The 23,242-nt window shown below is 63.9% G+C and carries 24 protein-coding genes and 1 pseudogene; 8 read left to right on the top strand and 17 right to left on the bottom strand.

Annotated elements, in window-relative coordinates:
* Window positions 1-42: 42 nt before the first annotated feature.
* Window positions 43-1,377: a family 1 glycosylhydrolase gene (locus tag DDQ68_RS16845; protein WP_109657346.1), complete on the top strand. Its 1,335-nt coding sequence runs from the start codon at window positions 43-45 to the stop codon at window positions 1,375-1,377.
* Here the strand turns inward: DDQ68_RS16845 and DDQ68_RS16840 are convergent.
* From DDQ68_RS16840 to DDQ68_RS16800, 10 genes are all read right to left on the bottom strand, one after another.
* Window positions 1,361-2,332 carry an exostosin domain-containing protein gene (locus tag DDQ68_RS16840; protein WP_109657345.1) on the bottom strand — a complete coding sequence of 324 codons (972 nt, stop codon included), beginning with the start codon at window positions 2,330-2,332 and terminating at the stop codon, window positions 1,361-1,363. The genes DDQ68_RS16845 and DDQ68_RS16840 overlap by 17 nt on opposite strands.
* Window positions 2,333-2,370: 38 nt before the next feature.
* Window positions 2,371-3,693 (bottom strand): NAD(P)H-dependent oxidoreductase, encoded by a 1,323-nt coding sequence (locus DDQ68_RS16835; RefSeq protein ID WP_109657344.1) that lies wholly within the window; start codon window positions 3,691-3,693, stop codon window positions 2,371-2,373.
* Window positions 3,694-3,734: 41 nt separating this feature from the next.
* The gene (gene rfbC / locus DDQ68_RS16830) at window positions 3,735-4,283 is read right to left on the bottom strand and encodes a dTDP-4-dehydrorhamnose 3,5-epimerase (RefSeq protein WP_109657343.1); all 549 of its coding nucleotides are present in this window, start codon (window positions 4,281-4,283) and stop codon (window positions 3,735-3,737) included.
* Between the two features lie 124 nt (window positions 4,284-4,407).
* The gene (locus tag DDQ68_RS16825) at window positions 4,408-5,502 is read right to left on the bottom strand and encodes an NAD-dependent epimerase/dehydratase family protein (protein WP_109657342.1); all 1,095 of its coding nucleotides are present in this window, start codon (window positions 5,500-5,502) and stop codon (window positions 4,408-4,410) included.
* Between the two features lie 19 nt (window positions 5,503-5,521).
* Window positions 5,522-6,430, bottom strand: coding sequence for a glucose-1-phosphate cytidylyltransferase (gene rfbF / locus DDQ68_RS16820; protein WP_109657341.1), 909 nt, complete (start codon window positions 6,428-6,430; stop codon window positions 5,522-5,524).
* Between the two features lie 510 nt (window positions 6,431-6,940).
* Window positions 6,941-7,069: a pirin-like C-terminal cupin domain-containing protein gene (locus tag DDQ68_RS24460; protein WP_342767409.1), complete on the bottom strand. Its 129-nt coding sequence runs from the start codon at window positions 7,067-7,069 to the stop codon at window positions 6,941-6,943.
* Window positions 7,044-7,205, bottom strand: coding sequence for a cupin domain-containing protein (locus DDQ68_RS24455; RefSeq protein ID WP_342767408.1), 162 nt, complete (start codon window positions 7,203-7,205; stop codon window positions 7,044-7,046). Before DDQ68_RS24455 ends, DDQ68_RS24460 begins: the two co-directional genes overlap by 26 nt.
* Window positions 7,206-7,519: 314 nt before the next feature.
* On the bottom strand, window positions 7,520-7,627 hold the full coding sequence (locus tag DDQ68_RS24450; RefSeq protein WP_342767453.1) for a cupin domain-containing protein: 108 nt from the start codon (window positions 7,625-7,627) through the stop codon (window positions 7,520-7,522).
* A gap of 193 nt (window positions 7,628-7,820) precedes the next feature.
* The gene (locus tag DDQ68_RS16805; protein WP_109657340.1) at window positions 7,821-9,182 is read right to left on the bottom strand and encodes a Gfo/Idh/MocA family protein; all 1,362 of its coding nucleotides are present in this window, start codon (window positions 9,180-9,182) and stop codon (window positions 7,821-7,823) included.
* 112 nt (window positions 9,183-9,294) lie between these two features.
* Window positions 9,295-10,146: an endonuclease/exonuclease/phosphatase family protein gene (locus tag DDQ68_RS16800; protein WP_109657339.1), complete on the bottom strand. Its 852-nt coding sequence runs from the start codon at window positions 10,144-10,146 to the stop codon at window positions 9,295-9,297.
* A 245-nt stretch (window positions 10,147-10,391) separates the two neighbouring features.
* On the opposite strand from DDQ68_RS16800, the gene DDQ68_RS16795 reads away from it, so the two are divergent.
* Window positions 10,392-11,471, top strand: a complete 1,080-nt coding sequence (locus DDQ68_RS16795) for an NADH:flavin oxidoreductase/NADH oxidase (protein ID WP_109657338.1) — start codon at window positions 10,392-10,394, stop codon at window positions 11,469-11,471.
* A 163-nt stretch (window positions 11,472-11,634) separates the two neighbouring features.
* Here the strand turns inward: DDQ68_RS16795 and DDQ68_RS16790 are convergent, their stop codons facing one another.
* Complete coding sequence (locus tag DDQ68_RS16790) at window positions 11,635-12,054, bottom strand: hypothetical protein (RefSeq protein ID WP_109657337.1); 420 nt, start codon at window positions 12,052-12,054, stop codon at window positions 11,635-11,637.
* Between the two features lie 77 nt (window positions 12,055-12,131).
* Window positions 12,132-12,929, bottom strand: coding sequence for a bestrophin-like domain (locus DDQ68_RS16785; protein WP_109657336.1), 798 nt, complete (start codon window positions 12,927-12,929; stop codon window positions 12,132-12,134).
* A 98-nt stretch (window positions 12,930-13,027) separates the two neighbouring features.
* On the opposite strand from DDQ68_RS16785, the gene DDQ68_RS16780 reads away from it, so the two are divergent.
* Both DDQ68_RS16780 and DDQ68_RS24835 read left to right on the top strand, forming a co-directional pair.
* Window positions 13,028-13,633, top strand: a complete 606-nt coding sequence (locus DDQ68_RS16780) for a pentapeptide repeat-containing protein (RefSeq protein ID WP_109657335.1) — start codon at window positions 13,028-13,030, stop codon at window positions 13,631-13,633.
* Between the two features lie 342 nt (window positions 13,634-13,975).
* Window positions 13,976-14,455, top strand: a pseudogene (locus DDQ68_RS24835) (IS1 family transposase).
* Window positions 14,456-14,476: 21 nt separating this feature from the next.
* Here DDQ68_RS24835 and DDQ68_RS16765 read toward each other — a convergent pair.
* Both DDQ68_RS16765 and DDQ68_RS16760 read right to left on the bottom strand, forming a co-directional pair.
* Window positions 14,477-15,463, bottom strand: coding sequence for an NAD-dependent epimerase/dehydratase family protein (locus DDQ68_RS16765; RefSeq protein ID WP_109657332.1), 987 nt, complete (start codon window positions 15,461-15,463; stop codon window positions 14,477-14,479).
* A 66-nt stretch (window positions 15,464-15,529) separates the two neighbouring features.
* Window positions 15,530-17,140: a S53 family peptidase gene (locus DDQ68_RS16760; RefSeq protein WP_109657331.1), complete on the bottom strand. Its 1,611-nt coding sequence runs from the start codon at window positions 17,138-17,140 to the stop codon at window positions 15,530-15,532.
* Window positions 17,141-17,368: 228 nt separating this feature from the next.
* Between DDQ68_RS16760 and DDQ68_RS16755 the strand changes: the two genes are divergently transcribed.
* Window positions 17,369-17,968 (top strand): PH domain-containing protein, encoded by a 600-nt coding sequence (locus DDQ68_RS16755; protein WP_109657330.1) that lies wholly within the window; start codon window positions 17,369-17,371, stop codon window positions 17,966-17,968.
* Between the two features lie 41 nt (window positions 17,969-18,009).
* On the top strand, window positions 18,010-19,206 hold the full coding sequence (gene kbl / locus DDQ68_RS16750; RefSeq protein ID WP_109657329.1) for a glycine C-acetyltransferase: 1,197 nt from the start codon (window positions 18,010-18,012) through the stop codon (window positions 19,204-19,206).
* 164 nt (window positions 19,207-19,370) lie between these two features.
* On the opposite strand, the gene DDQ68_RS16745 is transcribed toward kbl, so the two are convergent.
* Complete coding sequence (locus DDQ68_RS16745; protein WP_109657328.1) at window positions 19,371-19,730, bottom strand: hypothetical protein; 360 nt, start codon at window positions 19,728-19,730, stop codon at window positions 19,371-19,373.
* A 250-nt stretch (window positions 19,731-19,980) separates the two neighbouring features.
* Here DDQ68_RS16745 and DDQ68_RS16740 point away from each other — a divergent pair, with 250 nt between their 5' ends.
* Together DDQ68_RS16740 and DDQ68_RS16735 are read left to right on the top strand one after the other, a co-directional pair.
* Entirely contained in the window at window positions 19,981-20,649 is a 669-nt protein-coding gene (locus DDQ68_RS16740) for a response regulator transcription factor (protein WP_109657327.1), read from the top strand.
* 338 nt (window positions 20,650-20,987) lie between these two features.
* Window positions 20,988-21,311, top strand: coding sequence for a hypothetical protein (locus tag DDQ68_RS16735; RefSeq protein WP_109657326.1), 324 nt, complete (start codon window positions 20,988-20,990; stop codon window positions 21,309-21,311).
* A 46-nt stretch (window positions 21,312-21,357) separates the two neighbouring features.
* Here the strand turns inward: DDQ68_RS16735 and cdaA are convergent, their stop codons facing one another.
* Window positions 21,358-22,185, bottom strand: coding sequence for a diadenylate cyclase CdaA (gene cdaA / locus DDQ68_RS16730; protein ID WP_245897085.1), 828 nt, complete (start codon window positions 22,183-22,185; stop codon window positions 21,358-21,360).
* Window positions 22,186-22,332: 147 nt separating this feature from the next.
* On the bottom strand, window positions 22,333-23,235 hold the full coding sequence (gene folP / locus DDQ68_RS16725) for a dihydropteroate synthase (RefSeq protein WP_109657324.1): 903 nt from the start codon (window positions 23,233-23,235) through the stop codon (window positions 22,333-22,335).
* Window positions 23,236-23,242 lie beyond the last annotated feature (7 nt).

Raw genomic sequence — 23,242 nt, 5'->3', positions numbered from 1 at the left:
CGGAGGATTAGTTGCTCATTACTCATTATCAATTGATTCAGCATGAAATCCTTTCTCACCGATATAAAAGACCGTTTTGGGGACGGCAACTACGAGGGCGACCAGTTCGGCGGGGCCCAAGGCAACAACGGCAACGGCTTGCCCACGGGCTTGCCTAACAACTTCATGTTTGCCACCGGCATCGAGTGCAGCTACCCGACTATCGACCACGGCACTACCCGCCGCGATATGCTGGCCGAGTGCGACCACTATAACCGCTACAAGGAAGACCTGGGCCTAGTGAAAGAGATGGGCCTGAAGGTATTACGGTACGGATTGCCCTATTATAAAATTCAACGGGGCCCCGGCAAGTACGATTGGGAGTTTGCCGACTTGGCGATGGCCGAAATGCAGCGCCTCGGCATCACGCCCATCCTGGACCTGATGCACTTTGGGGTACCCGATTGGCTGGGCAATTTTCAGAACCCCGAGCTGGTGGTACACTTCGCCGATTACTGCGAGCAGGTAGCTAGGCGCTACCCGTGGGTGCGCTACTACACGCCCGTGAACGAGATTTACGTGACGGCCAAAATGAGCGCCAAGGACGGTGTTTGGAACGAGCAGCTAAAGTCGGATAAGGCCTTCGTGACGGCCCTGAAGCACTGCGTGGCGGCCAGCATCATGGGCACCCAGCAAATTGCCAAGCAGCGCCCCGACTGCGTAATTGTGCAAAGCGAGTCGGCGGAGTTTACCCACGAGCTGCGCGCCGAACATACCCCGGCCGTGCAGTTGGAGAACCTGTTGCGCTTTACCTCGCTGGATTTGCTGTATGCCCACCACCCGGAAGGCGAAGCACTCAACTATCTGTACGACAACGGTCTGACCCGCCGCGAGTACGACTGGTTCATGGCCGGCGAGCCCCCCGGGTACCAGGTGATGGGCAATGACTACTACGGCCGTAACGAAAGAATCATGCTGCCCAACGGCGAGATTGTCACCAGCATGGATGTGCTGGGCTGGTACAGCATCACCCGCGAATATTACCAGCGCTACAAAAAGCCGGTGATGCACACCGAAACTAACGTGTTCGAAGCCAAGGAGGGCCCTACGTGGCTCTGGAAGCAGTGGGTCAACATCTTGCAGATGCGCAAGGAAGGAGTGCCCGTGCTGGGCTTTACCTGGTACTCGCTCATCGACCAGATTGACTGGGACAAAGGCCTGGCCACCAAAACCGGCACCGTGAACGCCTGCGGCCTCTACGACCTCGACCGCAAGCCCCGCCCCGTGGCCGACGCCTACAAAATGCTCCTCCAGGAATACGGCCAAATCACCATCGTACCCCACGGCGAACTGTTCGAAGTAACCGACCGGCCCGCCACGCTCAAGGTGGAGGTATAAAACCCGGCAGGGGCCCCGCGGGCCTTATTTTCGCCGCCAGGCTTTTGGCAGGCATGATCACCTTAACCCGAAAGTACCACTTGGCAAACTGCGTTTTGTGGTAGAGCGGCAAAGGAAACCTCATGCGTCCCCCGGGGCTTTTTAGCAGCACTAGTTGCTCTATGCAGTAGTGAAAGATGGTTTCGGGCGCAAAAAACTCTTCCCAGGCAGCCCGGGCCCGGCGGGCCATTTCGGGCCATCGGGCTTCGGCTTCCTCCAGTATGCGCGGGATCTGGGCGACTTGCCCTTCCGGCACGAATACGGCCAGCTCGTCCCAAACAGGGCCCCGGGGCCGCGCCCAATCGTCGGAAATAATGACGGGCACCCGCCCCGCTTGCATGGCTTCAAACAGGCGAATGGACGACGGGCCGATACCGCGCGGGCAAAGGATAAATTTACTGTTGGCCAGCAAGTCGGCATACTCCAGCTGGGGAGCCAGGGGTTTGTCGTTCCGGTACAGTCCCGTGGCCCACGATTTTACCACTCCCCGGGGATGCTGCAAGCTTGGAAGCTCGCGCCGCACGGGCAGCTGCACGTTGCCATAGAATGAATACAACCACTGTGGCTCGATGCCGAAGTCGCAGTATATATGTTCGTTGACTTTCTCAAGATACGGATTGGCCGCGACGCGGGCCGCGTCGAGCAATGGGGCCCGCATGCACGCGTAAAGGCCGGGCAGCACCAGCCAGGGCGTATCGTGTGGGTTGTACATGAACGACTTGTCCGGGTACTGCCGCACGAGTGGGTGGTTGCGCAGCTGCTTGAAGAACGGGTCGTGGTGATAATGCGAGTTTTCAACGAACAGAATCAAGTCGGCATCCGCCGCCGTGTCTGCCAAGCGGTGGCGGCTGTACTTGTCGGCCGCCGCCGCCTGGCGAAACGCACCGATGGGCTCGGCGTCGTCGTAGGCTGACACAACGAAAACGCGGGCCCCAGCGGGTAGGTCAGGTTCGTTCACTGGGCCACCACGGCCTGCGCCGCTGTTTGGAAGTGCGCCGCTTGTTCGCGCCGCAGCTGGTCGATGAGCCGGCCCTCGGGCAGCACTACGTCGTCGTAGGTCAGCACATAGTCTTTGGGCACGTCGCGGCGCAGGGTGCAGCCCTCGGCTACCCCCAGGGGCAGCAGGTTTTCGCGCTGGGCTACGTCGGCGTTTTCGGCCAGGCCGTAGGTGTGGTAGTGGCCGATGCCGTCGAGCACCTGGCCGGCAGCCAGCGGCACTTTGGCGGCCGTCACCACCTCCACGTACATGGGGCCCCGGGGGGCCAGCGCCGCATCGTGGAACAGCACCGCCCGCGCCACTGAGGTAGGCGTTTCGAAGTGGCACAAGTGGTAGGGCGTGTGGAAGCAGTACAGGGGCCCCGCCCCGAGTTTATATAGGTTGAGATAGTGCCGCTGCACCGGGTCGTCGATGGTACCCAGCACGAACACGCCGGGCCCCGGGCTGGCCCCCACCACGTAGTCGACGAGGCCGGGGCCGCCGCTCAGCAGCTCCTCGGCCGGGTACCAGTTGGCGGCTTCGGTTACGGGGGTGCCGGGGGCCACAGTGGGCCCCAGCATGCCGCGCCGGGCCACGCGCATCCCCAAAGCATTGGCAATCACGGCCTGCTCGAAGCTGATTTTGCTGCCGTCGGCGAAGCTCGTGACCATGCTCGGGTTTTGGCCCCACTGCTTGGCAAAGCCCGCCTGGGTGGTAGGGTTGCGGTACGGGTCGTGCAGGCCCTTGATGTTGCCGCACAGCACGGGCGTCACGCCGATGCCTTGCACGAAGCGCGCCAGGTTGAGCGTCACGCCGGGCTGGTCGCCGTCGGCCACGGTGTAAATAATGCCGGCGCGGTCGGCGTACACCTTCAGGATGGGCCCCACCGTGCCATCGAGCTCGGCATTGAGCAGCACCACGTGCTTGCCGTGGCGGATGGCCTCCATCACGGCGTGGGCTCCGTACTCCACGGCCCCAGTCACTTCGATGATGGCATCAATGCCCGCAGCTTGGCAGACAAGCAGGGCATCGTCGGTAATAGCGGGCTGGCCCCGTTCGATGCAGACTTCCAGGGCCCCCACAGTGCCCACTTCGGCCACGCCGAGCACGTCGGTTTCGGCGTAGGCCTGCCGGGCGTGGGCCAGCGTGCGGTTGGCAATGGCAACCAGCTCCATGCCGGGCACGTAGCGGCAAATTTGGCGGGCCACGCCCTTGGCCATGAACCCAGCCCCGATCATGGCCACCCGAATGGGCCGGCCGGCGCGGGCGCGCGCCGCTAAAGCATTGTCAACAATAATCATGAATAGCTGAGCAAAAGTCTGTTATAGAGAAAAAGTATTGTTTAGCCAGCCGCGATGGACAGCGGCTGGAAATCGGGGTGCCCCGCGTCTTTGGCCGACACCAGCACGGGCGCGAACGGCCACTCGATGCCGATGGCGGGGTCGTTCCAGCGCAGGCCCCGCTCGGCGCCGGGCGTGTACTTGGCCGATACCTGGTAGGCCACGTCGGTGTTGTCTTCAAGGGTGAGGAAGCCGTGGGCAAACCGCCCGGGCACGAACAGCATCCGGTAGCTATCCGCCGTCAGCTCCACCGCAATCCATTGCTTGTACGTGGGCGATTCCTCGCGCAGGTCCACAATCACGTCGACAATAGCCCCGCGCGTGCAGCGCACCAGCTTGGTTTCTTCGTGGGGCGGCAGTTGGTAATGCATGCCGCGCAGGGTGCCGCGGCGGGGATTCGCCGACAGGTTGGCCTGCACCGGCGGCATGGCAATGCCGTGGGCGGCAAACTCGTCTTCGCACCACGAACGGCCAAAAAACCCGCGCTCGTCGCTCAGGCGCTGCACATCGATAATGAACGCTCCCGACAGTTTGGTTTCGGTAAAAATCATCAATAAGGAGGGAGAAGGATTGGCAGGGAAGGATACTAAATACCTGGCCTGAATTAATCACGCATTAATTCGGATGCAACCAACTAATCATCAACAAGAAAGCTATCAGCTAAAAGCTCAATACTTAGGCCGTTGCTTCCGCCAATGCAGGCGCGGTAGCGGCGGGGGCCCAGGCTAAGTCGGGCCCCAGGGCGCCACTGGCGCGCAAGTCACCGAGCACCCGCAGGCGCATCAGGGGCGAATTGCGGAACTCGGCGTCGTGGAAGCCCATGGCGCGCAGGCCGTCGCGCAGTTCGGCAATGGTGCCGGCCAGGGTGCGCAGGGGCTGGTGGTCGGGCGCCAACGCTCGGAACAAGCTGAAATCGACGCGGTACGAGCGTTTGTCGGGTGGCGCGTCGGCGTTCAGGTGCACGCTGGTGCCGGGCAGGGCCTCGGCCACGGCGGCGGCCAGCTCGCGCACCTGGTAGTTCCACACGTCGGTGCCTACGTTCACGCGCAGGTATTCGCCGCCGTTGCTGGCCTCGCGCGCCACGGCCCATTCGATGGCGCGGGCCATATCGAGCACGTGGATGAGCGGCCGCCAGGGCGTGCCGTCGCTGAGGATGTTGATGTCGCCGCTGGCCACGGCCCCGGCCACGAAGTCGTTCACCACCAGGTCCAGCCGCAGCCGGTCGCTCCAGCCGCAGGCCGTGGCGAAGCGCAGGCATGTTACCGTGAAGCCCGTGCCGGCCAGCGGGGCCAAATCCTGCTCGCTCAGCACCTTGGAGCGGGCGTAGGCCGTGAGTGGATTCAGGGCCGAATCTTCCGTTTTGGCGCCTTCGCCGCCGGCCCCGTAGATGCTGCAGCTACTGGCAAACACAAAGGACCGCACCCCCGCCGCCTTGGCCATTTCGGCCAGCCGGATGCCGGCGCGGTGGTTCACGGCCAGCGTGGCCTCCTCGTAGGTTTGGCCCATCGGGTCGTTGGAGATGGCAGCCAGGTGCACCACGGCGTTCACGCCCGCCAGCAAGGCCGCGGGCAGCGTCCGCACATCGCCAAATTCCTGGCGGTCGAGATACGATTCGGGCAGCCGGGGGGGGCCGGTGAGGCAGTGGGCAAAGTAGCCCGCGTCGTAGCCAATCAGCTCAGCGGCGGGAAAGGTGTGCCGCAGGTGGCGCACCACCCCGGGGCCCACATAGCCCATGTTGCCCGTAATCAGAATGCGCGTAGGAATGCTCATAAAGTCGAAATTATTTCCTCTACATAGGTACGTCAATCCGTGCGAATTTTTCGTGCGCCGGGCCGCGGGGGCCCTGGCGGGTGCCAGCGGCGGCCAGGATGCCGGCCAGGGGCACGTTCACGTCTTCGGCAGCAGCAGCGGCTGGTGCTATGTCCCACACTTTCCACGGCGCCCGGCCACTTTTCCACAGGTCTTCCAGCACGTTCTTGTCGCGCAGCGTGTCCATGGGCTGCCAGAAGCCCGTGTGCCGGTAGGCCGAGAGGGCCCCAGCGGCGGCCATCCTTTCGAGGGGCGCTTTTTCCCACACCGTCGTGTCGTCCTCAATATATTCGAACACGCTGGGCTCCAGCACGAAAAAGCCTCCGTTGATCCACGGCGTGGCTTCACCTTCGGGTTTCTCTTCAAAGTTGCTTACCCGGTCGTCGTTCTCGGCCAGGTTAAACATGCCGAAGCGGCCCGGCTGGCGCACGGCTGTCAGCGTGGCCTGGGCCCCCTCGGCCCGGTGGTGCCAGATGGACGCGCGAATGTCCACGTCGCTCACCCCGTCGCCGTAAGTGAGGCAAAACGTTTCGTTGCCCACGTACTCGCGCACGCGGCGCAGGCGGCCGCCGGTCATAGTTTCCTGGCCGGTATCCACCAGCGTCACGGTCCAAGGCTCGGCGTGGGTACGGTGGATTTGCATCTCGTCGCGGTCCATGCGAAAAGTAACGTCGCAGTTGTGCAGGAAGTAATCGGCGAAGTATTGCTTAATCATGTGTCCCTTGTAGCCGCAGCACACCACAAATTCGGTGATGCCGTGGTGGGCATAAATTTTCATGATGTGCCACAGAATCGGCTTGCCCCCAATCTCAATCATGGGTTTTGGGCGCACGCCACTCTCTTCGCTAATGCGGGTGCCGTAGCCGCCCGCTAAGATTACTGCTTTCATGGGGCATGATAGAAAATCGAATGAAAGATTGACTGCTAAGGAAGTACAACTAAAAATTATGCATAAACTGTTTTTGCAAAATGCCAGGCATTATTAGTTGACTGCTGCTGATTTTAATGAAATTAACACCGAATTTATTGGGCCCACAATTCATTTTAAGCGCTTTCTGCGCGGTACATAGCTATTTGCATTCATCTCATATAAACTACCATATTTCTAGCATAATTGCTGGTCTAAATTCACTTCCCGGCCCGAAAATAAATTTAAAACTATCCTCATTTTAGCCTAACCGTCCGGGCCCGTGTGTCCAACACGTAGCTGGCCCCGGCGCCGCTTCGGTAATCCTATACGGTGCCGGGGCCGGCACCTGGTAAAGAAGAAAATTGGTTTTTTACCAATTTCAGGGGTTGCGAACCGGCGGCCTTATTTGTTGCGGTTGCGGCGCGGCTATCCGTTCCAGGTACCGAATTTGCCCAGTTGGTAGTCCTGGTAGGTTTGCTGGATTTCGGCTTAGGTGTTCATCACGAAGGGGCCGTAGGCCACCTTAGGCTCTTTGAGGGGCAGGGCGTGGCCGAGCAGCACCACGCTGTCGGTGAAGGCCTCGACGGTCAGTTTATCGCCGTCGTGGTTGAATTCCAACACGCTGGCGGTCCTGGGTTTCGGTGCCGTTGGCGCGCAGCTGGCCGGCCACGGTATAGAAGAAAATGGTGCGCACCGCCGCAACGGGCAGCACAACCCGGGCCCCCGCCGCAAAATCGAGCCAGGCCAGGTGCACGTCAATCAGCGACGCGATGCCTCCCCACGGTGCCTGCCCACTCGCCCGATACGGCGTGGATGGCAACGCCGGCGACGGCCGTAACCAGCTAAATATTAAGATTTTGAAGGCCGGTGTAGTGCGGGTCGGCCATCTTATGCTCGGCCGGCAGGTTTATCCAGAGCTACAAAATCTCCAGGCCCCCAACGGCTTCCTTGAACTCGTCGGACGGCACTTCGGCGTGAATCAGCCCCGCGCCGGCCGTCACACACTGCACGCCGCCGGCCGCAACCACGCTCTCGTAGCTGCTGCTGTACTTTGTGCAGGACGTCGCCCTACAGGATGAACGTCACCGTTCTGAACCCGCAGTGCGGGTGCGGGCCGAAAGGAAGGCCCTGGTTATAAAGCCGGTACACCTGGGGCCCGTGGTGGTTGCGGAACAGAAACGGGTCGACGTAATCGACCGAATTGGTGGGCAGGGCCTGGTAGGTCAGCAGGTCGGCAATGGGGTCATTGACGGCCCGGTGCTGCTACCGGACAGTGCGGAGGGACATAGCTTGGAAGGGTAGAAAAGGCAACGGCGCGGGGCCCTGGGGGCCCGCGCCGTTGCCGCAGTGTAGGAAAGGCCGGCCAAAGCTACGCCGGTTCTTCGGCGGGCGCGGGGCCCCGGAAGGCATCCGTTTTGCCCACGCCAGCGGTCAGCTTCACGGGCCGGTTCTCCTTGGCCGACTGGTAGATAGCTTCCATAATACGCTGGTCCTGAAGGCCTTCTTCGCCCGGGGTATAGGGCGTTTTATTGTTGCGCACGCACTCGGCCATGTGGTCCATTTCGAGGGCAAACTGCTGCTTGTCGGGGTCGTTGGGGATTTCGGTTACTTGCTTGCCGTTGGGGGCGTGCACCAGCTCCTGCTTCAGGCCTTTGTAGGGAAAAGCCGGGTCCATTTTGATGGTGCCGGTTTCGGCGTGCACGGCGTAGCTTTTGGCGTTGAACGAGCCGTAGCCGCTCATGCACTGCGAGATAACTCCGCTCGGGAAACGCAGCGTAAAGCTCACGCTCTCTTCCACTTCCTTAAAACGGTCGTCGCCGGGTGTGCTGTAAATATGGGCCGAAACCTCGTTGGGTTCTTCGCCCAGCAAAAAGCGCGTGGTGTTGAGGCAGTACAAGCCCACGTCGGGCAAGGAGCCGCCGCCGGCCAGGGCTTTTTTGTGGCGCCACTGCTGGTCGTAGGCCTGGTTCTGGCAGTTCATCATTTGGATAAGCTTGGTTTTGCCATAGGTTTTGTCGCGCACCAGCTTCATGGCAGCCCGGTTCAGGGGCTCGTACTGAATGCGGTAAGCAATCATCAGCTTCTTGCTGGCCTTGTTGCAGGCGGCAATCATTTCCTCGCACTCCTTCACAGAGTTGGCCATCGGCTTCTCGCAGAGGATGTGCTTGCCGGCCCGGGCCCCGCGGATGGTGAACTCGTGGTGCTGCGCGTTGGGCAGCACGATGTAAATGACCTGCACCTCGGGGTTATCCTTCAGCTGGTCGTAGGTCTGGTACGAGTAGCAGCTGCTGGGCTTGATGCCGTACTGCTTGGCGGCCGTGGCCATTTTGTCGGCGTTGCCGCTCACCAAGGCCACGGCCTTGGCGTGCTTGCACTGCCCAAAGGCGGGCAAAATTTCGGCCAGCGTGAGGTGGCCCAGGCCCACAATGGCGTAGCCCACGCGCTGGTCGGGCGCGTCGGGGTTGGGGAAGGGGCCGGCCTTGGGGTCGGTGGAGGCATCCAGCGGCGGCAGCTTGATGTCGAGGTCGCCGGTGGGCGTTTGGGCCTGGGTGCCGAAGCCGCTCAGGTCGGCTGCTTCGGCGGCAGCCAGGGGCAGGGCCCCCGCCACGGCGGTGGCCAGCAGGCCGTGCCCGGCGTAGTTGATGAACTGGCGGCGCGAGGCGTCGGTGGCGCCCACGGCGGGGGCGTCGGCCTCGGGCACGAAGGCCGGGGCGGAAGATTCTTGAAACATAGCGCGAAAAGATGGAATGATGAGCAGCAGCTTGGCTTTACGTGCCGGGCCGGGGGTTGCGTTGCTAAGGCCGCGCTTGCCGGGGCCCCATCTTTCCGCGGGCGGGTTGCCCTTACTTGGGCCGGGCGTAGCGCACGTCCACGGCCACGGGGTAGTGGTCGGAGGGCATTTTGCCGCCGCCGTAGGTGTCCGTCAGGATGCCGTAGCGGGCCACGGTGAACGCCGGGCTCAGGAAAATGTGGTCGATGCGGGCGTCGGACTTAGTTTTGGGGTCGAAGTTGTTGAACGTGCCGCTGGGCGCGTACACCAGCGCGGCCGTGGTGTAGGCGTCCTTCAGCCGGCCCGAGGCGTTGACCAGGGCGTAGCTTTCGTTGCGCTGGTCCACGTTGAAGTCGCCGCTCAGCACGGCGGGCGCGGTGCCGGCCAGGGCTTGCACTTGGGCCAGAATCAGCTTGGCGCTTTCGCGACGGGCCACCACGCCGACGTGGTCGAAGTGGGTGTTGAAGAAGTAGAACACGAAGCCCGTGCTCCGGTCGCGAAACTGGCCCCAGGTGCAAATGCGCGGCAGCGCGGCGTCCCAGCCCTTGCTGGGCACGGCGGGGGTAGGCGAGAGCCAGAACGTGCCCTGTTTAAGCAGCTCGAACTTGGCTTTTTTGTAGAAGATGGCCGCGTATTCGCCGGCCTCCTTGCCGTCGTCGCGGCCCACGCCCACGTGGCCGTAGCCAGGCAGGGCCCCGGCCAGGTCTAGCAGCTGGTTGTGCAGCACTTCCTGGGTGCCAAACAGGTCAAAATCCTGAAACTTAATGAGCCCCGCCATGTACGGCAGCCGCCGGAGCCAGGCGTTGGCCGTGTCCTGCTTGTTGTCGTAGCGAATGTTGTAGGTGGCTAGCTTCAGGGTTTGGGCCGCCAGCGGGCCGGCCAACGTGCTCAGCAAGAGCGCGGCGAGAAAAACCTTTTTGAACATGGGCGAACGAGAAAGAGAAGCGAAGAGCAACCGGTGCGTGGGGCCCCCAAGGGGCCCGAGCAAAGGTATTGCCCGCCGCCGCTACCGCCCGGGCGGGCGCCGCTGCCCCGCCGCGTGGGGCCCCGGCGCAACCGGCGCGGCGTAATTGGGGTAAGGCTGGGGGAATACCCGCCCCGGCCACCCCGGGCCGCGGGGCCCCAAACCATCGGCCGGGGCCCCGGTTATTAGTCCTTACCCCCTTGCCCATGCCCTCCCTCTTCGATTCCTTCGCCCTGCGCGGCGTCACCCTCAAAAACCGCCTCGTCGTGTCGCCCATGTGCGAGTACAGCAGCATCGACGGCTTCGCCAACGACTGGCACCTGGTTCACCTGGGCAGCCGGGCGGTGGGCGGCGCGGGCCTCGTCATCTGCGAGGCGGCCGCCGTGTCGCCCGAGGGCCGCATCACCCCCGACGACCTCGGCATCTGGAAAGATGAGCACGTCGATTTCCTACGGCGCATCAACACGTTCATCGTGGCCCAGGGCAGCGTGCCCGGCATTCAGCTGGCCCACGCCGGCCGCAAGGCCAGCACCTACACCAGCTGGAAGGGCAGCGGCGCCGTGCCGGTGTTCTTCGGTGGCTGGCAGGTGGTGGGCCCCGGCGACGCGCCGTTCAACTACGACTACCCGCAGCCGATGGCGCTGGACGCGGCGGGCATCCAAAAAGTTATTGCCGATTTCCGGGCCGCCACGGTGCGGGCCCTGGCGGCAGGCTTTCAGATTATTGAAATCCACGCCGCCCACGGCTACCTGCTGCATGAGTTCTACTCGCCCCTCAGCAACCAGCGCACCGACGAGTACGGCGGCTCGTTCGAGAACCGCATCCGCCTGACGGTGGAAGTGGTGCGCGCCGTGGGGGCCCTATTACCCAATCACTTGCCGCTACTCGTGCGCATTTCGGCCACCGATTGGACGAAGGGCGGCTGGACCATTGAGGATTCGGTGGAGCTGGCGAAAGTGCTGAAAGCCGAAGGTGCCGACCTCATCGACACGTCCACGGGCGGCAATGTGCCCCACGCCAGCATCCCGAGCGCGCCCGGCTATCAGGTCGAATTTGCCGAGCGCATCCGCCGCGAGGCCGGCGTGGCCACCGGGGCCGTGGGCCTCATCACCACCGCGGCCCAGGCCGAGGAAATTGTGGCCAGTGGCCAGGCCGACCTCGTGCTGCTGGCCCGCGAGGAGCTACGCGACCCTTACTTCCCGCTGCACGCCGCCCACGAGTTGGGCGCCGACGTGGCCTGGCCCGTGCAGTACGAGCGCGCCAAGCCGCGGCAAGCGCCTAGCTGAATAGAAACTATCGTGCTGAGCTTACGAAGCATCTTATCAGGGCCGAACAGGTCATTCAGCCCTGATAAGATGCTTCGCCAGATGAGCATGACAGTTTCTACGTGACAGGGGCCCCAGGCATTGCCCGGGGCCCCTATTTGCTTTTATAGAACTATGGAAGCGGTTACCGCGCCACCACAGCCTGCGTGAGCCAGGCCGCGGCATCGGCTTCGGTGTCGAAGGTTTTGTAAGTGTTGCCCAGTTCGCGGGCCGCCAGGGAGAGGCGCGTCATGCTGACGCGGGCGAAGGGGTTTTCGGCCAGCACCACGGCGCCATAGCGGTAGCCGCCCTCGCGGATGGCGCGCGGCAACCACTCGTCCAACATCCAGGCGCGCTCGGCGTCGGAGTAGGGCGCCATCTTGCGCTGGTCGATGAGCATTTTGCCCCAGCCCCGCCGCACCAGGGCGTGCAGCGCGTGCGTGAGCAAGGCCCGAAAGGCCACCTCCTCGCGCGGGGCGGCGTAGTAGTCGAGCCGCAGGTAGTGCAGGGGTTCTTCCCAAACGCGCCCCACGGCATTTTCAAAATAAACGGAGCGAGCAACCATTGGCAAGAAAAAAAGATGAGCGCGGCGGCCCATTTGCGCTAAACTGCGAAAGGCCGGCCGAGGTTATGCCGGGCCCGCTAGGGGCCCCGGCGGATGACGGCTTCCACGTTGGAGAGGTCGTCGTAATCGGGCGTCACCACGCCGCGGCCGGGGTTGTCGAGGTCGCGGATGGTGGTGACGAGCACGGCCACCGTGACGACGAAAACGATGGGAATGAGCTGGTTGGGAAAATCCTGGAAGCGGTTCATGAAGCCAATCAAAAAGCCCATGCCCAGCGAAACCACCACCAGCGCCACCAGAATGGTGCGCGGCGTGCGCTCGCGAAACGTATAAAGCAAGGCGAAATAATTAGCATTTTTGGCCGCCGCCAGCGTCAGCGCCTGCTGCACCACGGGGCGGTCGGCGGGAGCCCCGGCCAGGTGGGCCAGCAGGCCGGCGTCGAGGGCGCGGTTGAGTGAGTCGGCGCGGTGCACCAGGCGCAGGCACTCGGCGGCGTTGGGGGTGGGGTGGGCCAGCTGGTCGCGCAACGACGCCAGCAGATAGGCCCGCACCTGGGCCCGCAGCGCGGGCGGGTACAGCTGGCTCTGGCGGTGCAGGTCGGAAATGCTGCTGGCCTCGGCGTGCACAGTGGCGTCGCGGGCTTTCACGGCCGTGCCCGAGGCCACCATCGTGAAGGAGAGCAGCAGGCCGAACATACTAAAAATGCCGCCTTCCACGCCAATGGGCTTCCAGGCCCGCCCGTGGCGCAGGTACTGGCGCTGGGCCAGCCAGCTGCCCAGGCATACGGCCAGGCCCAGCCCCACGGGGTACGTGAGGGTGGCCCAGTACGAATCAACGACGGCCAGCCAGGCGGAAGCAAGCGGGAGTAACGGCATAAGCGGGCTGCAAAGAAAGTGCCTTTGCCCGTGCGCCGCATGAAGCGCGCCGGCCGGCGGCGCTACTTTTGGGGCCCCACCGTTCGCCTTCCGTACCCATGAAACCGTCCCGCAAACCCGTTGTGCTGCGCCCACCCACTCGTTTCCCGTCCGACCAAGTAGTGGAGCGCTGGGACGGCCGCCGTCTGCTGGCCGAGGGCCCCGAATTCGAGCAGTTTCACTTCATCGGCGGCGACTTTGGCGGGGCCGACCTCAGCCGCCTGCGCTTCCTCGACTGCCGCTTCGAGCGCTGCAACCTGGCCGCGGCCCAGCTCACCCAAACCGCCCTGCAAAACGTGGCCTTCGACGGCTGCAAGCTACTGGGCGTACCCTTCGGCGCCTGCCGCGACCTATTCTTCGGCGTGCACTTCGACCATTGCCAGCTGCGCTACGCCACCTTCGGGGGCCGCAAAATGCCGGCCACCCGCTTCGCCCACTGCATCCTCGACGAGGCCGACTTCACCAACGCCGACCTCACCGGGGCCCTGTTCGCCGACTGCTCGCTGGCCGGCACCGTCTTCCACGACACCCAGCTGGCCGGGGCCGATTTCCGCACTGCCACCGGCCTCGCCCTCGACCCCGAAGCCAACGGCCTCGCGGGGGCCCAGTTCGCCCTGGCCAGCCTGCCGGGGTTATTGGAGAAGTACGGGCTGGTGGTGGAGTAGGGAGCGGACAGAGCAGTGTGGGCTGAGAAGGGCCGTTTAATAACTACGGGGGTGGTCTAAATCGTGGTGAGCTATTATATTTATGTATGATTTTAACTATTCTAACGTGTGCCAATTGTGCCAGCCAACGGCTCTAAAAAAACGGGGCGAGTCGCGGCAAAGCCAAGTATCGCTGCTACGACTGCGGCCATCAGGCGGTTTTTGCCCCCGCCGCGCCGCAGCGGGCCGCTCAGTACGAGCAGGGGCTCAAGTTGCTAGTCGAGCGCAACTCGCAACGCAGCGTGGTGCGGGTCACGGGTGTTGCCCGCATGACGATTGCGCGGTGGATAAAAAAAAGTCATAATGAAGGCGGTTGAGCCGGAGGTAGTTGGACCGAAGGTGGTTGGAACGAAAGTAGCTGAGCCGGAAGAAGCGGTATTGGAACCGGATGAAGGGTGGACCTTTGTCGGCAAGCGCAAAGTATGGCGGTGGTTGGCAGTCGAACGGGCCTCCCGGCGCATCGTGGCCGGGGTATTGGGCTGCCGGGGAGCGGCCACAGAGCGGCGGCTCTTTCAAGCCTTACCCGCCCGTTAGCAGACCAATACGACGTACTACACGGATGCCTGGGAAGCCTATGCCACGGTGTTGCCCGCCCACGCGCACCTGCCCAGCGCCAAAGGCAGCGGGCGAACCAGTACCGTGGAGGCCCTCAACTGGTCGCTCCGCCACCGCTGCGGGGTCTTGGTTCGCAAATCCTGTTCGTTCAGTAAATCATTGACCCTGCACCATGCAAGAATCAAAATATGTATCGATAACCATAATAAACAAATCACCACGGTTTAGACCACCGCCCGTTTTTTCTTATTATGCTACCACTGGCTCTTTCAAGTGCGTCAGCATGTCCTGGGTCATCTTGGCCAAATCGAACTCCGGGGCCCAGCCCCAGTCGGCGCGAGCGGCCGAGTCGTCGATGCTGGCGGGCCAGGAATCGGCAATGGCCTGGCGGCCGTCGGGCGCATAGCTAACCTGGAAACCAGGGATTTCCTGCTGGATGGCGGCCGTGATTTTGGCGGGCGAGAAGCTCATGGCGCCCAGGTTGTAGCTGGTGCGCACCTTGATGCGGTCGGCCGGGGCGTGCATCAGGTCCAGGGTGGCCTTTAGCGCGTCGGGCATGTACATCATGGGCAAGTATGTATCTGCCTTCAGGAAGCACTCGAAATTCTCGCCGGCCACGGCTTTGTGGTAAATGTCAACGGCGTAGTCGGTGGTACCGCCGCCGGGCAGGCTCTTGTAGCCGATGAGGCCCGGGTAGCGCAGGCTGCGCACGTCGAGGCCGTGGTGGCGGTGGTACCACTCGCACCACTGCTCGCCGGCCAGCTTGCTGATGCCGTACACCGTGTTGGGGTTCATGACGGTGGTTTGCGGGGTGTGCTCGCGGGGCGTGTCGGGCCCGAACACGGCGATGGAGCTGGGCCAGTACACCTGCGGCACGCGGTATTGCACGGCCAGGTTCAGCACGTTCAGCAGGCCGTCCATGTTCAGTTTCCAGGCAAACATCGGGTCCTTCTCAGCCGTGGCCGAGAGCAGGGCAGCGAGGTGGTACACCTGCACCGGCCGGTACTGCCGGATGAGGTCTTCCAGGCGGTCCTTGTCCAGCACGTCGAGCAGCTCGAAGGGCCCCCCGGCCAGTGTCTCCGGGTTTTTGGGAGGCCGCACGTCGGCCGCCACCACGTTTTGCGGCTGGTAGCGCTGGCGCAGGGCGGCGGTCAGTTCAAGGCCGAGCTGGCCGCAGGCGCCGATAACGAGCACGGTGCCGGGTAAGGTGGGGGTATCGCCGGGGGTGGGGGCCATTGCGCTAGAATAAAGAATAGACGAGAAACGTAAATCGGCCGCAAAGATACCGCCGGCCCGCGCCCGTCAGGCAGGTTTGGTTGGCGGAGCGGCCGCCAGGGCCCCCAGCAGGGCCGCGCCGTTGGGGCTACCCCAGCCGGTGCAGGCGTCCCAGCCGGCGCGGGCGGCGTAAGCGCCGTTGGTGCCCGAGGTGATATCGTGCAGCAGCCCCCGGCCGGCCAACGAGCCGTACAGCAGCGGGTTGAGAAACCCGGCGGGCTTGGCCAGCTTTTGGTTGAAGAGCGCCACCAGCCCAGCCCAGAGCGGGGCTACGGCGCTGGTGCCGCCAATTACCAAATCCTGGCCATCCACGCGCACCTCGTAGCCCGAGGCAGGGTCGGCGTTGCCGGCCACGTCGGGCAGGCCGCGGCCGGGCTGAGCGGCCTTGGCTTGCGCGGCGATGGGTAGCTTCAGGGTTTTCTGGTACGCGGGCACCGGAAAGTGGGCGCTGATGCCGCCGCCGGTGGCGCTGCCGGGGCCCGCGTTCCACACCACTTCGCTGCCGATTTTGGCGCCAGCCGCCGTCAGCCTGGTGCCGCCGCAGGCCAGCGCGAACGGGCTGGAGGCCGGAAAGTCGGCGTGCGGCTGCCCATCGGCCACGCCGTCGCCCGAGCCGTTGTCACCGGCCGCGCAGCACACGGTGATGCCCAGCAGCGCCGCCGCCTGAAACGCCTGGTTGAACTGGTCGAGGGCCCCCGTCGTCCAGGTATTTTCGGGCCCGCCCCAGCTGATGGAAATCACCGTCGGCTGGTTCACCTGGTCGTGTACGGCGGCCGTCACGGCATCCAGGAAGCCCTGGGTGGTGTTGGGGGCGAAATACACCACGAGGCGGGCCCCGGGGGCCACGGCGGCGGCGACTTCGATGTCGAGCATCACCTCGCCGTCGGCGCCCTGGGCGGTGGTGGGTTGGTTACTACCGCCGTCCACGCCCACCGTGGCCACGGCTGGCACGGGCAGTTTCAGGCGGGTGAAGTAGGCCGTCAAATCGTCTGGCCGAAACCCGCCGCCCAGCTCAATAAGGCCAATGCACTGGCCATGCCCATCGAGCCCGGCCGGGAAGTTGTACAGCTTGGCCAGCGCCGGCGGCGTGAACGAGGGCCCCGCCACGCGGGCCACCACGGCCCCCGCCGCGGGGCCCCGTACCTGGAAGTGCGCCCGCGCCTGGGGCCGGTCATCAAGCCCAAATACGCCCGCCACAATGTCGCCCAGGGCCTTTGGTACCGTCAGGGGCCCCGTGCGGCCCCGGTAGCGCCCGGCCGGCGACTCGTACTGGTGCAGCTCGGTGCCAAAGGCGGTGCTCAGGGCCCCGGCCGGGCCAGCCAACACCACGTAGCACTGGGCAGCGTCGGCGCGCACCACGGCCAGGCCGTGGGCGGCGGCAAAGGCCGTCACGGCGGCTACGTCCTGCGGGGCGGCGCCCATTTGGGCGGCCAGCTCGGTGCGGGTGAGGTAGGTACGGGCCGCCGGGGCCTGGTCGGCAAAGGCGCTGGGCGACAGGTCTGCCGGGGCCCCCTGGGGGCGTAGGCGCACGGTCACTTCCAGCGGCTCGTCGGGGGCGATGGGCCGCACGGCGCGGGCCTGGGGCAGGGCGGTACGCTCGCTGCCGCGCACAATTGTTCGGTTCTGGGGGGCTTGCATGGCGAAACGGAATAAGGCGCCGGGTGGCCAGGGGCCCAGGCGGAAAAAAAAGAACGGACAGGCGCGCGCACGCCCTGGCTTGACTTTGTTCTACGGTATATTCAGCCGCATGTTGGCGCCGCCAAACTGGTTTGCATTCAGATTTATAGCGCTGAATGCCAACGCCCAACCGGCCGCGCCCACGCGGCCGTTTTTGTCGCCGGTGGCAAGCATGGGTAACTTTACGGCATGTGGAATCTGCTGCTGCTCGTGCCTTTTATACTCATACTGGGGGCCCCGTACGCGCTGCATTTCAACAGCCAAAAAATGGACAAGCCAGTAGTGGTTTTCCAAAGCCGCCCCTGGCGAAATATGCTGTCGCTGCTGCTGGCTGGCACACTGTTGTGGATGGGAGCTGCAATGGGTAGCGTCGCGGTACACTTGGCCGATGAGCTCACACTGGCAGGCCTAAGCTTACTACTAGCCGCCGTGCTACTGTGCTGGGGAGGCAGCGGCCTCTGGCTGCACCTAACCTACTGGCGCCACAACCGGCGGGCCTCTCTGACGATTGACCGCACCGCGCAGGCGGCCACGTACACCAACGCTGGTACGGCACTACATTTTGCGCTGGCCGATGTGTCCGGTATTACGAGCTACGACAGCCGACGCTCGTTCAGACGTCGGGCCCTGTGGAAGGGATACTCTTACCAGATTTGGGAGCTGCGCGACGGAACCTGGTTTGTATTGACCTGTTTGCTATACAGCTTCTCGGGCCCCGAGAGCTTATCCCGGCCGCCCACCGCGCCACGGTGCGGTACCGCATCTGCTGGCGGCCCGGCAACGAATTAAATTTTCCAACTTTGTTCTAAAGTTATCCTCACTCCCCATCCATGTACGCCACCCTCCAGCCCGACCTTCAGCAGCAGCTCCAGGAAATCAAAGACAACGGCCTCTTCAAGAAAGAGCGCGTAATTACCTCGCCCCAGGGCGCGGAAATCGACACCGAAGAAGCCGGCGAAGTGCTGAATTTCTGCGCCAACAACTACCTGGGCCTCAGCTCGCACCCCGAGGTCATCCGGGCCGCCAAGGAAGCCATCGACACCCACGGCTACGGCCTGAGCTCGGTGCGCTTCATCTGCGGCACCCAGGACATTCACAAGCAGCTCGAAGCCAAGCTGGCCGAGTTCCTGGGCACCGAGGATACCATTCTGTACGCCGCCGCCTTCGACGCCAACGGCGGGGTATTCGAGCCGCTGTTTAATGAGCAGGACGCCATCATTTCCGACGCCCTCAACCACGCTTCCATCATCGATGGCGTGCGCTTGTGCAAGGCCCAGCGCTACCGCTACCAGCACAACGACATGGCCGACCTGGAAAAGCAGCTCCAGGACGCCCAGGCCAAGGGCACGCGCCACCGCATCATCGTCACCGACGGCTCGTTTTCGATGGACGGCACCATCGCCCAGCTCGACAAAATCTGCGACCTGGCCGACAAGTACCAGGCCCTGGTGATGGTGGACGAGTGCCACAGCAGCGGCTTTTTGGGCAAAACCGGCCGCGGCACCCACGAGATGCGCGGCGTGATGGGCCGCGTCGACATCATCACCGGCACGCTGGGCAAGGCCCTGGGCGGAGCCATGGGCGGCTTCACCAGCGGCCGCAAGGAAATTGTGGACATGCTGCGCCAACGTAGCCGTCCCTACCTGTTTTCCAACACCTTAGCGCCCGCCATTGTGGGGGCCTCGCTGCGCGTGCTGGAGCTGCTGACGGAAAGCACCCAACTGCGCGACCAGCTCGAAGAGAACACCAAGTACTTCCGCGAAAAGATGACGGCCGCCGGCTTCGCCATCCCCGCCGGCGAGCACCCCATCGTGCCCGTCATGCTCTACGACGCCAAGTTGGCCCAGGAATTTGCCGCCCAAATGCTGGCCGAAGGCATCTACGTGGTCGGCTTCTACTACCCCGTGGTGCCGCAGGGCAAAGCCCGCATTCGGGTGCAACTCAGCGCCGCCCACACCCGCACCCAGCTCGACCGAGCCATTGCCGCCTTCATAAAGGTGGGTAAGAAGCTGGAAGTGTTGAAGTAAGTTGTCAGTTGCTCGTTGTCATCCGTTAGTTGTCAGTTGCTCGTCGTCAGTTGTCCGTTGCTCATCAAGTGACTGACAACTGGCAACGAGCAACGGACAACCAAAAAGAAAGGCGTCGCCCCAGCCGGGGCGACGCCTTTCTTTTTAGGGCCCTGGGGCCCCGGCTACGCGGCCCGGAAGCCGGTGGCCTGGCGGATGCTGCGCTCGTTGCCGGTGGTGGGATCGGTGTAGTTATGGTCGCTCACTTCCACCGATAGGTGTTTGCCGATCAGCTCTTTGGTGTCCAGGTCTTTGCCGTCGTGGGGCTGGATGCCCACGGCCGCATATAGCGACAGGATGATGGGATGGCCGGCGGGCGAATTGTAGAAGCGCTGGCTCACGAAGCCATCGGCGCTTTCCATGCGCGCGGCGAAAAACGGCACGTTCTGGTGCTCGCTGGTGCCTTCTTCGATGCCGGTGATTTCGACCAGGTGGCGACCGTCGGGCAGGAAGCCTTTGTCTTGGTTTTCGGTGGCGATTTTCATGGTGGGAATTGACTAAACGGGGCGCAACGGGCGCGGGCTTGCTAACGCAGGGCCCCGCATAGGGTTGGGCCCCGGCCCCTGCCGCCCGCGGCAATTTTCAGCTAAGCACACCCATTGAATATTCAAAAAATTCTCTATCTTGGCTACACTGTTTACTGTTAATAACCAGCGCTATGCATCCCTTCACCTTCCCGGCTGGTCGGCATTACCGGCGCGGGGCGCGGGGCCCCACTTTTTTTCACCGGCGGACATGATCCGCCTCTTTGTAGTCGACGACCATTCCATTGTGCGCAACGGCCTGCGTGCCCTGCTGGCCGCCGAGGCCGACCTGGAAGTGGTGGGCGAAGCCAGCCACGGCCAGGAGCTGCTCGATTGCCTGCCCACCACGCCCGCCGACGTGGTACTGCTCGACCTTGCCATGCCCGTGCTCGACGGCCTGGCCACCACCGCGCGCCTGCGCGCCGAGTACCCCGCCCTGCGCGTATTAGTGCTCACGATGGTGGCCGAGCCCCAGCGCATTGGGGAGCTGTTTGCAGCCGGCGCGCAGGGCTACCTGCTCAAAAGCACCGGGCAAATTGAGTTGCTGGCGGCCATCCGGGCCGTGGCGGCCGGCGAGCTGTACCTGTGCTCGGAGCTGGGGCTGAGCTTGTTGCACCAGTTACTGGCCCCTGCTCCGGCTGCCCATGGCCCCACGGCCGCGGCGCTGGCCAACAGCCAGCGCGCCCGCCGCCTCACCACCCGCGAGCTGGAGGTGCTTCAGCTGCTGGCCGCGGGCCTCACCACCAACGAAATTGCCGCCAAGCTCTTCACCAGCAAGCGCACCGTTGAAACCCACCGCCAGCACATTCTGGAAAAAACCCAAACCAAGAACACCGCTGCCCTCATCCACCGGGCCGTAACGGAGGGCCTGCTGGATTAGGTGTAGCACAGCGGCACTGGTGGGAATTATGCGAGCTTCTTTGAATTAAGCACCAATCCTTCAATTATTTAAGACAAAACGGCCGACGCAGCGCCTCCCGGTTCCTGGCAGTTTCCTCCGTATAGTCCGTAAGTGAAATCAGTATATTTCCAGGTAAAAGCATTGGACCTGGCTGGTATATTTGCAATATCTTCTTCTCTTCAGGCGTTTACCATCCAATGGCACACGCTTGAAGCTTGGATTGCCGCGTTGCCTTCCCCACCGCGCCAGCCAACCCACCACCCTGCCCCGCGAACTGCCCGGGGGCCCGGCGCTTTCCTCCCACAAGCCCAGCCGTCATGCGTGTCTACCAAGAAGTTTTGCCCAACAGCTGCCTCCTCATTCTCACCGATAGCGACGGCTGGGCGGGCCTCGCGCCCTTAGCCCGGGCCCTGCGCTGGGCCCTGCGCCAGCCCCAGCGCCGCGTGTGGGTCGATTGCAGCAGCCTGGCCAATTTAAACACCCACGCCCTGTTTTTGCTGCGCCAGGGGGCCGACCGCCTGCGCCAGCGCGGCGGCTGCCTCGTGCTGTGCCACCCCCCCGCCTCGCTCAGCGAGCTGCAGCCCGAAGGCCCCCCTGGCTATCAAGTAGCGGCCTCGCTGCTCGACGCGGAACAGGTATAAATCCGCATTCTATGCGTGTAGCTTGGGCTTTGTGCCCCTCCCGGGGCTAGGTGGCGGTAGCCACGGACACGGGCTGGCCGGCGGAGCGATTGTCCACGCCCAGCCACTCGCCGAGGCGGGCGGCCAGGGTGGGTGCATCGAGGCCGCGGTACACCTCGCCGCGGCGCACGAGGCTCATCTGGCCGGTTTCTTCGCTGACCACCAGCACGACGGCATCGGTGATTTCGGTGAGGCCGATGGCGGCGCGGTGGCGCAGGCCCAGGGCGGCGGGCACGGCGGGGTTGTCGCTCACCGGCAGGATGCAGCGGGCGGCTTGCAGGCGGCCATTAGCCACAATCACGGCCCCGTCGTGCAGCGGGCTGGTTTTATTAAAAATGCTCAACAGCAGGCGCTTGCTTACCTCAGCATCGAGGCAGTCGCCCGATTCGGCGTAGGCGCTGAGGTCGGAGGCCTGGCTGAAGCAGATAAGGGCCCCGGTGTACTTGTTGCTCAGGCTTTTGGCGGCTTCCACGAAAGGCTCGACGGCTAGCAGCTCGGCGGCGTTCGAGCCCCAGCGCCAGCGCCGCACCCGTTCGAAGGCCGTAGCCTGCCCCACCGTCAGCAAAAACCGGCGGATTTCCTGCTGGAACAAAATGATGGTGGCCAGCACGCCCACGCTCATAAATTCGCCCAAGATGGTGGTGAGCAATTCCATACCCAACGCCTTCACCACCAGGTACAACAGGTAGAGCGAGGCCCAGCCCACGGCCACGCTCAGGGCCACCGAGCCGCGCAGCAGCTTGTAGAGTTGGTAGAGCAGCACGGCCACCAGCAGCACATCGGCCGCGTCGGTCCAACCGAAACGCAAAAAGTCGACGGGGAACGGGCCGGACACGGGTAGGACGCTGAAGGGTGGGATAATGGCCCGGGGCCCCGGCGGGGGCATCCAGGCAAAGCAAAGATTTTGAAAACCGCCCCGGCGTTGCGAAGAACGCAATTTTTTGCCAGTAAACCGCGGCCAGAATGCAAAAACTTGCTCTGCTCAGCCTATGCTGGCGCCTTCTGGCTTAAAGATATTCAAATACAGCTGAATTACTTGCGTAGCCTCGGCCGCGTCGTGCACGCGCAGCAGGCGGGCCCCGCCCTGCAAGGCCAGCACGTGCAGGGCCGTGGTGCCGTTGAGGGCCGCCTCGGGCGTGAGGCCCAGGGGCCCATACACCATTTTTTTGCGGGAGAGGCCGGCCAGCACGGGCCGCCCCAGGGCCCCCAGCTCGGGCAGGCGGCGCAGCAGCGCGTAGCTCTGGGCAGCGGTTTTGGCGAAGCCGAAGCCGGGGTCGAGCACCACGTCGTGGGCCCCGGCGGCGCGCAGGGCAGCCAGCCCATCGCGGAAAAACCGAAGCTGCGTCAGCACCAAGTCGTCTTCGTAGTCCGTCAACTTACTCATCGTTTGGGGCGTGCCGCGCATGTGCATCAGCACGTAGGGCACGCGTAGGCGGCCCACGGTGGCGAACATTTCGGCGTCGAGCGTGCCGCCGCCCACGTCGTTCACCAGGTCGGCGCCGGCGTGCACGGCGGCCTCGGCCACGGCCGCCCGGAAGGTATCGACCGACAGAAACACGCCAGGAAACGTGCGGCGCAGGGCCCCAACGGCGGGCAGTAGGCGGGCCAGCTCCTCGGCCACGGGCACGTCGGCAGCGCCGGGGCGCGTACTATAGGCGCCCACGTCGAGCACGGTGGCGCCGGCCGCGAGCAGGGCCCCGGCGCGGGCCAGCAGGTCGGCCTCCCCAGCCACGCGGCTGCCGGAAAAAAACGAGTCGGGCGTCACGTTCAGGATGCCCATCACCCGCGGCCGGCGCAGGTCGAGCAGGCGGCCGTGGGGGCTCAGCAGTGAATGCGTGAATGCGTGAATGCGTGAATGGGCGGGGGCGAGCGGGGGGGAAAGCATGGGTGGG

This window comes from Hymenobacter nivis (genome assembly GCF_003149515.1).
Classification (GTDB): Bacteria; Bacteroidota; Bacteroidia; order Cytophagales; family Hymenobacteraceae; genus Hymenobacter; species Hymenobacter nivis.
The sequence above is the reverse complement of the archived record's forward strand: the minus strand, read 5'-3'. Positions and strand labels throughout refer to the sequence as shown.

Coding starts and splice junctions, on each gene's coding strand:
- DDQ68_RS16845 (WP_109657346.1), top strand. CDS start 43: ATGAAATCCTTTCTCACCGATATAAAAGACCGTTTTGGGGACGGCAAC.
- DDQ68_RS16835 (WP_109657344.1), bottom strand. CDS start 3,693: ATGATTATTGTTGACAATGCTTTAGCGGCGCGCGCCCGCGCCGGCCGG.
- rfbC (WP_109657343.1), bottom strand. CDS start 4,283: ATGATTTTTACCGAAACCAAACTGTCGGGAGCGTTCATTATCGATGTG.
- DDQ68_RS16825 (WP_109657342.1), bottom strand. CDS start 5,502: ATGAGCATTCCTACGCGCATTCTGATTACGGGCAACATGGGCTATGTG.
- rfbF (WP_109657341.1), bottom strand. CDS start 6,430: ATGAAAGCAGTAATCTTAGCGGGCGGCTACGGCACCCGCATTAGCGAA.
- DDQ68_RS16805 (WP_109657340.1), bottom strand. CDS start 9,182: ATGTTTCAAGAATCTTCCGCCCCGGCCTTCGTGCCCGAGGCCGACGCC.
- DDQ68_RS16800 (WP_109657339.1), bottom strand. CDS start 10,146: ATGTTCAAAAAGGTTTTTCTCGCCGCGCTCTTGCTGAGCACGTTGGCC.
- DDQ68_RS16795 (WP_109657338.1), top strand. CDS start 10,392: ATGCCCTCCCTCTTCGATTCCTTCGCCCTGCGCGGCGTCACCCTCAAA.
- DDQ68_RS16790 (WP_109657337.1), bottom strand. CDS start 12,054: ATGGTTGCTCGCTCCGTTTATTTTGAAAATGCCGTGGGGCGCGTTTGG.
- DDQ68_RS16785 (WP_109657336.1), bottom strand. CDS start 12,929: ATGCCGTTACTCCCGCTTGCTTCCGCCTGGCTGGCCGTCGTTGATTCG.
- DDQ68_RS16780 (WP_109657335.1), top strand. CDS start 13,028: ATGAAACCGTCCCGCAAACCCGTTGTGCTGCGCCCACCCACTCGTTTC.
- DDQ68_RS16765 (WP_109657332.1), bottom strand. CDS start 15,463: ATGGCCCCCACCCCCGGCGATACCCCCACCTTACCCGGCACCGTGCTC.
- DDQ68_RS16760 (WP_109657331.1), bottom strand. CDS start 17,140: ATGCAAGCCCCCCAGAACCGAACAATTGTGCGCGGCAGCGAGCGTACC.
- DDQ68_RS16755 (WP_109657330.1), top strand. CDS start 17,369: ATGTGGAATCTGCTGCTGCTCGTGCCTTTTATACTCATACTGGGGGCC.
- kbl (WP_109657329.1), top strand. CDS start 18,010: ATGTACGCCACCCTCCAGCCCGACCTTCAGCAGCAGCTCCAGGAAATC.
- DDQ68_RS16745 (WP_109657328.1), bottom strand. CDS start 19,730: ATGAAAATCGCCACCGAAAACCAAGACAAAGGCTTCCTGCCCGACGGT.
- DDQ68_RS16740 (WP_109657327.1), top strand. CDS start 19,981: ATGATCCGCCTCTTTGTAGTCGACGACCATTCCATTGTGCGCAACGGC.
- DDQ68_RS16735 (WP_109657326.1), top strand. CDS start 20,988: ATGCGTGTCTACCAAGAAGTTTTGCCCAACAGCTGCCTCCTCATTCTC.
- folP (WP_109657324.1), bottom strand. CDS start 23,235: ATGCTTTCCCCCCCGCTCGCCCCCGCCCATTCACGCATTCACGCATTC.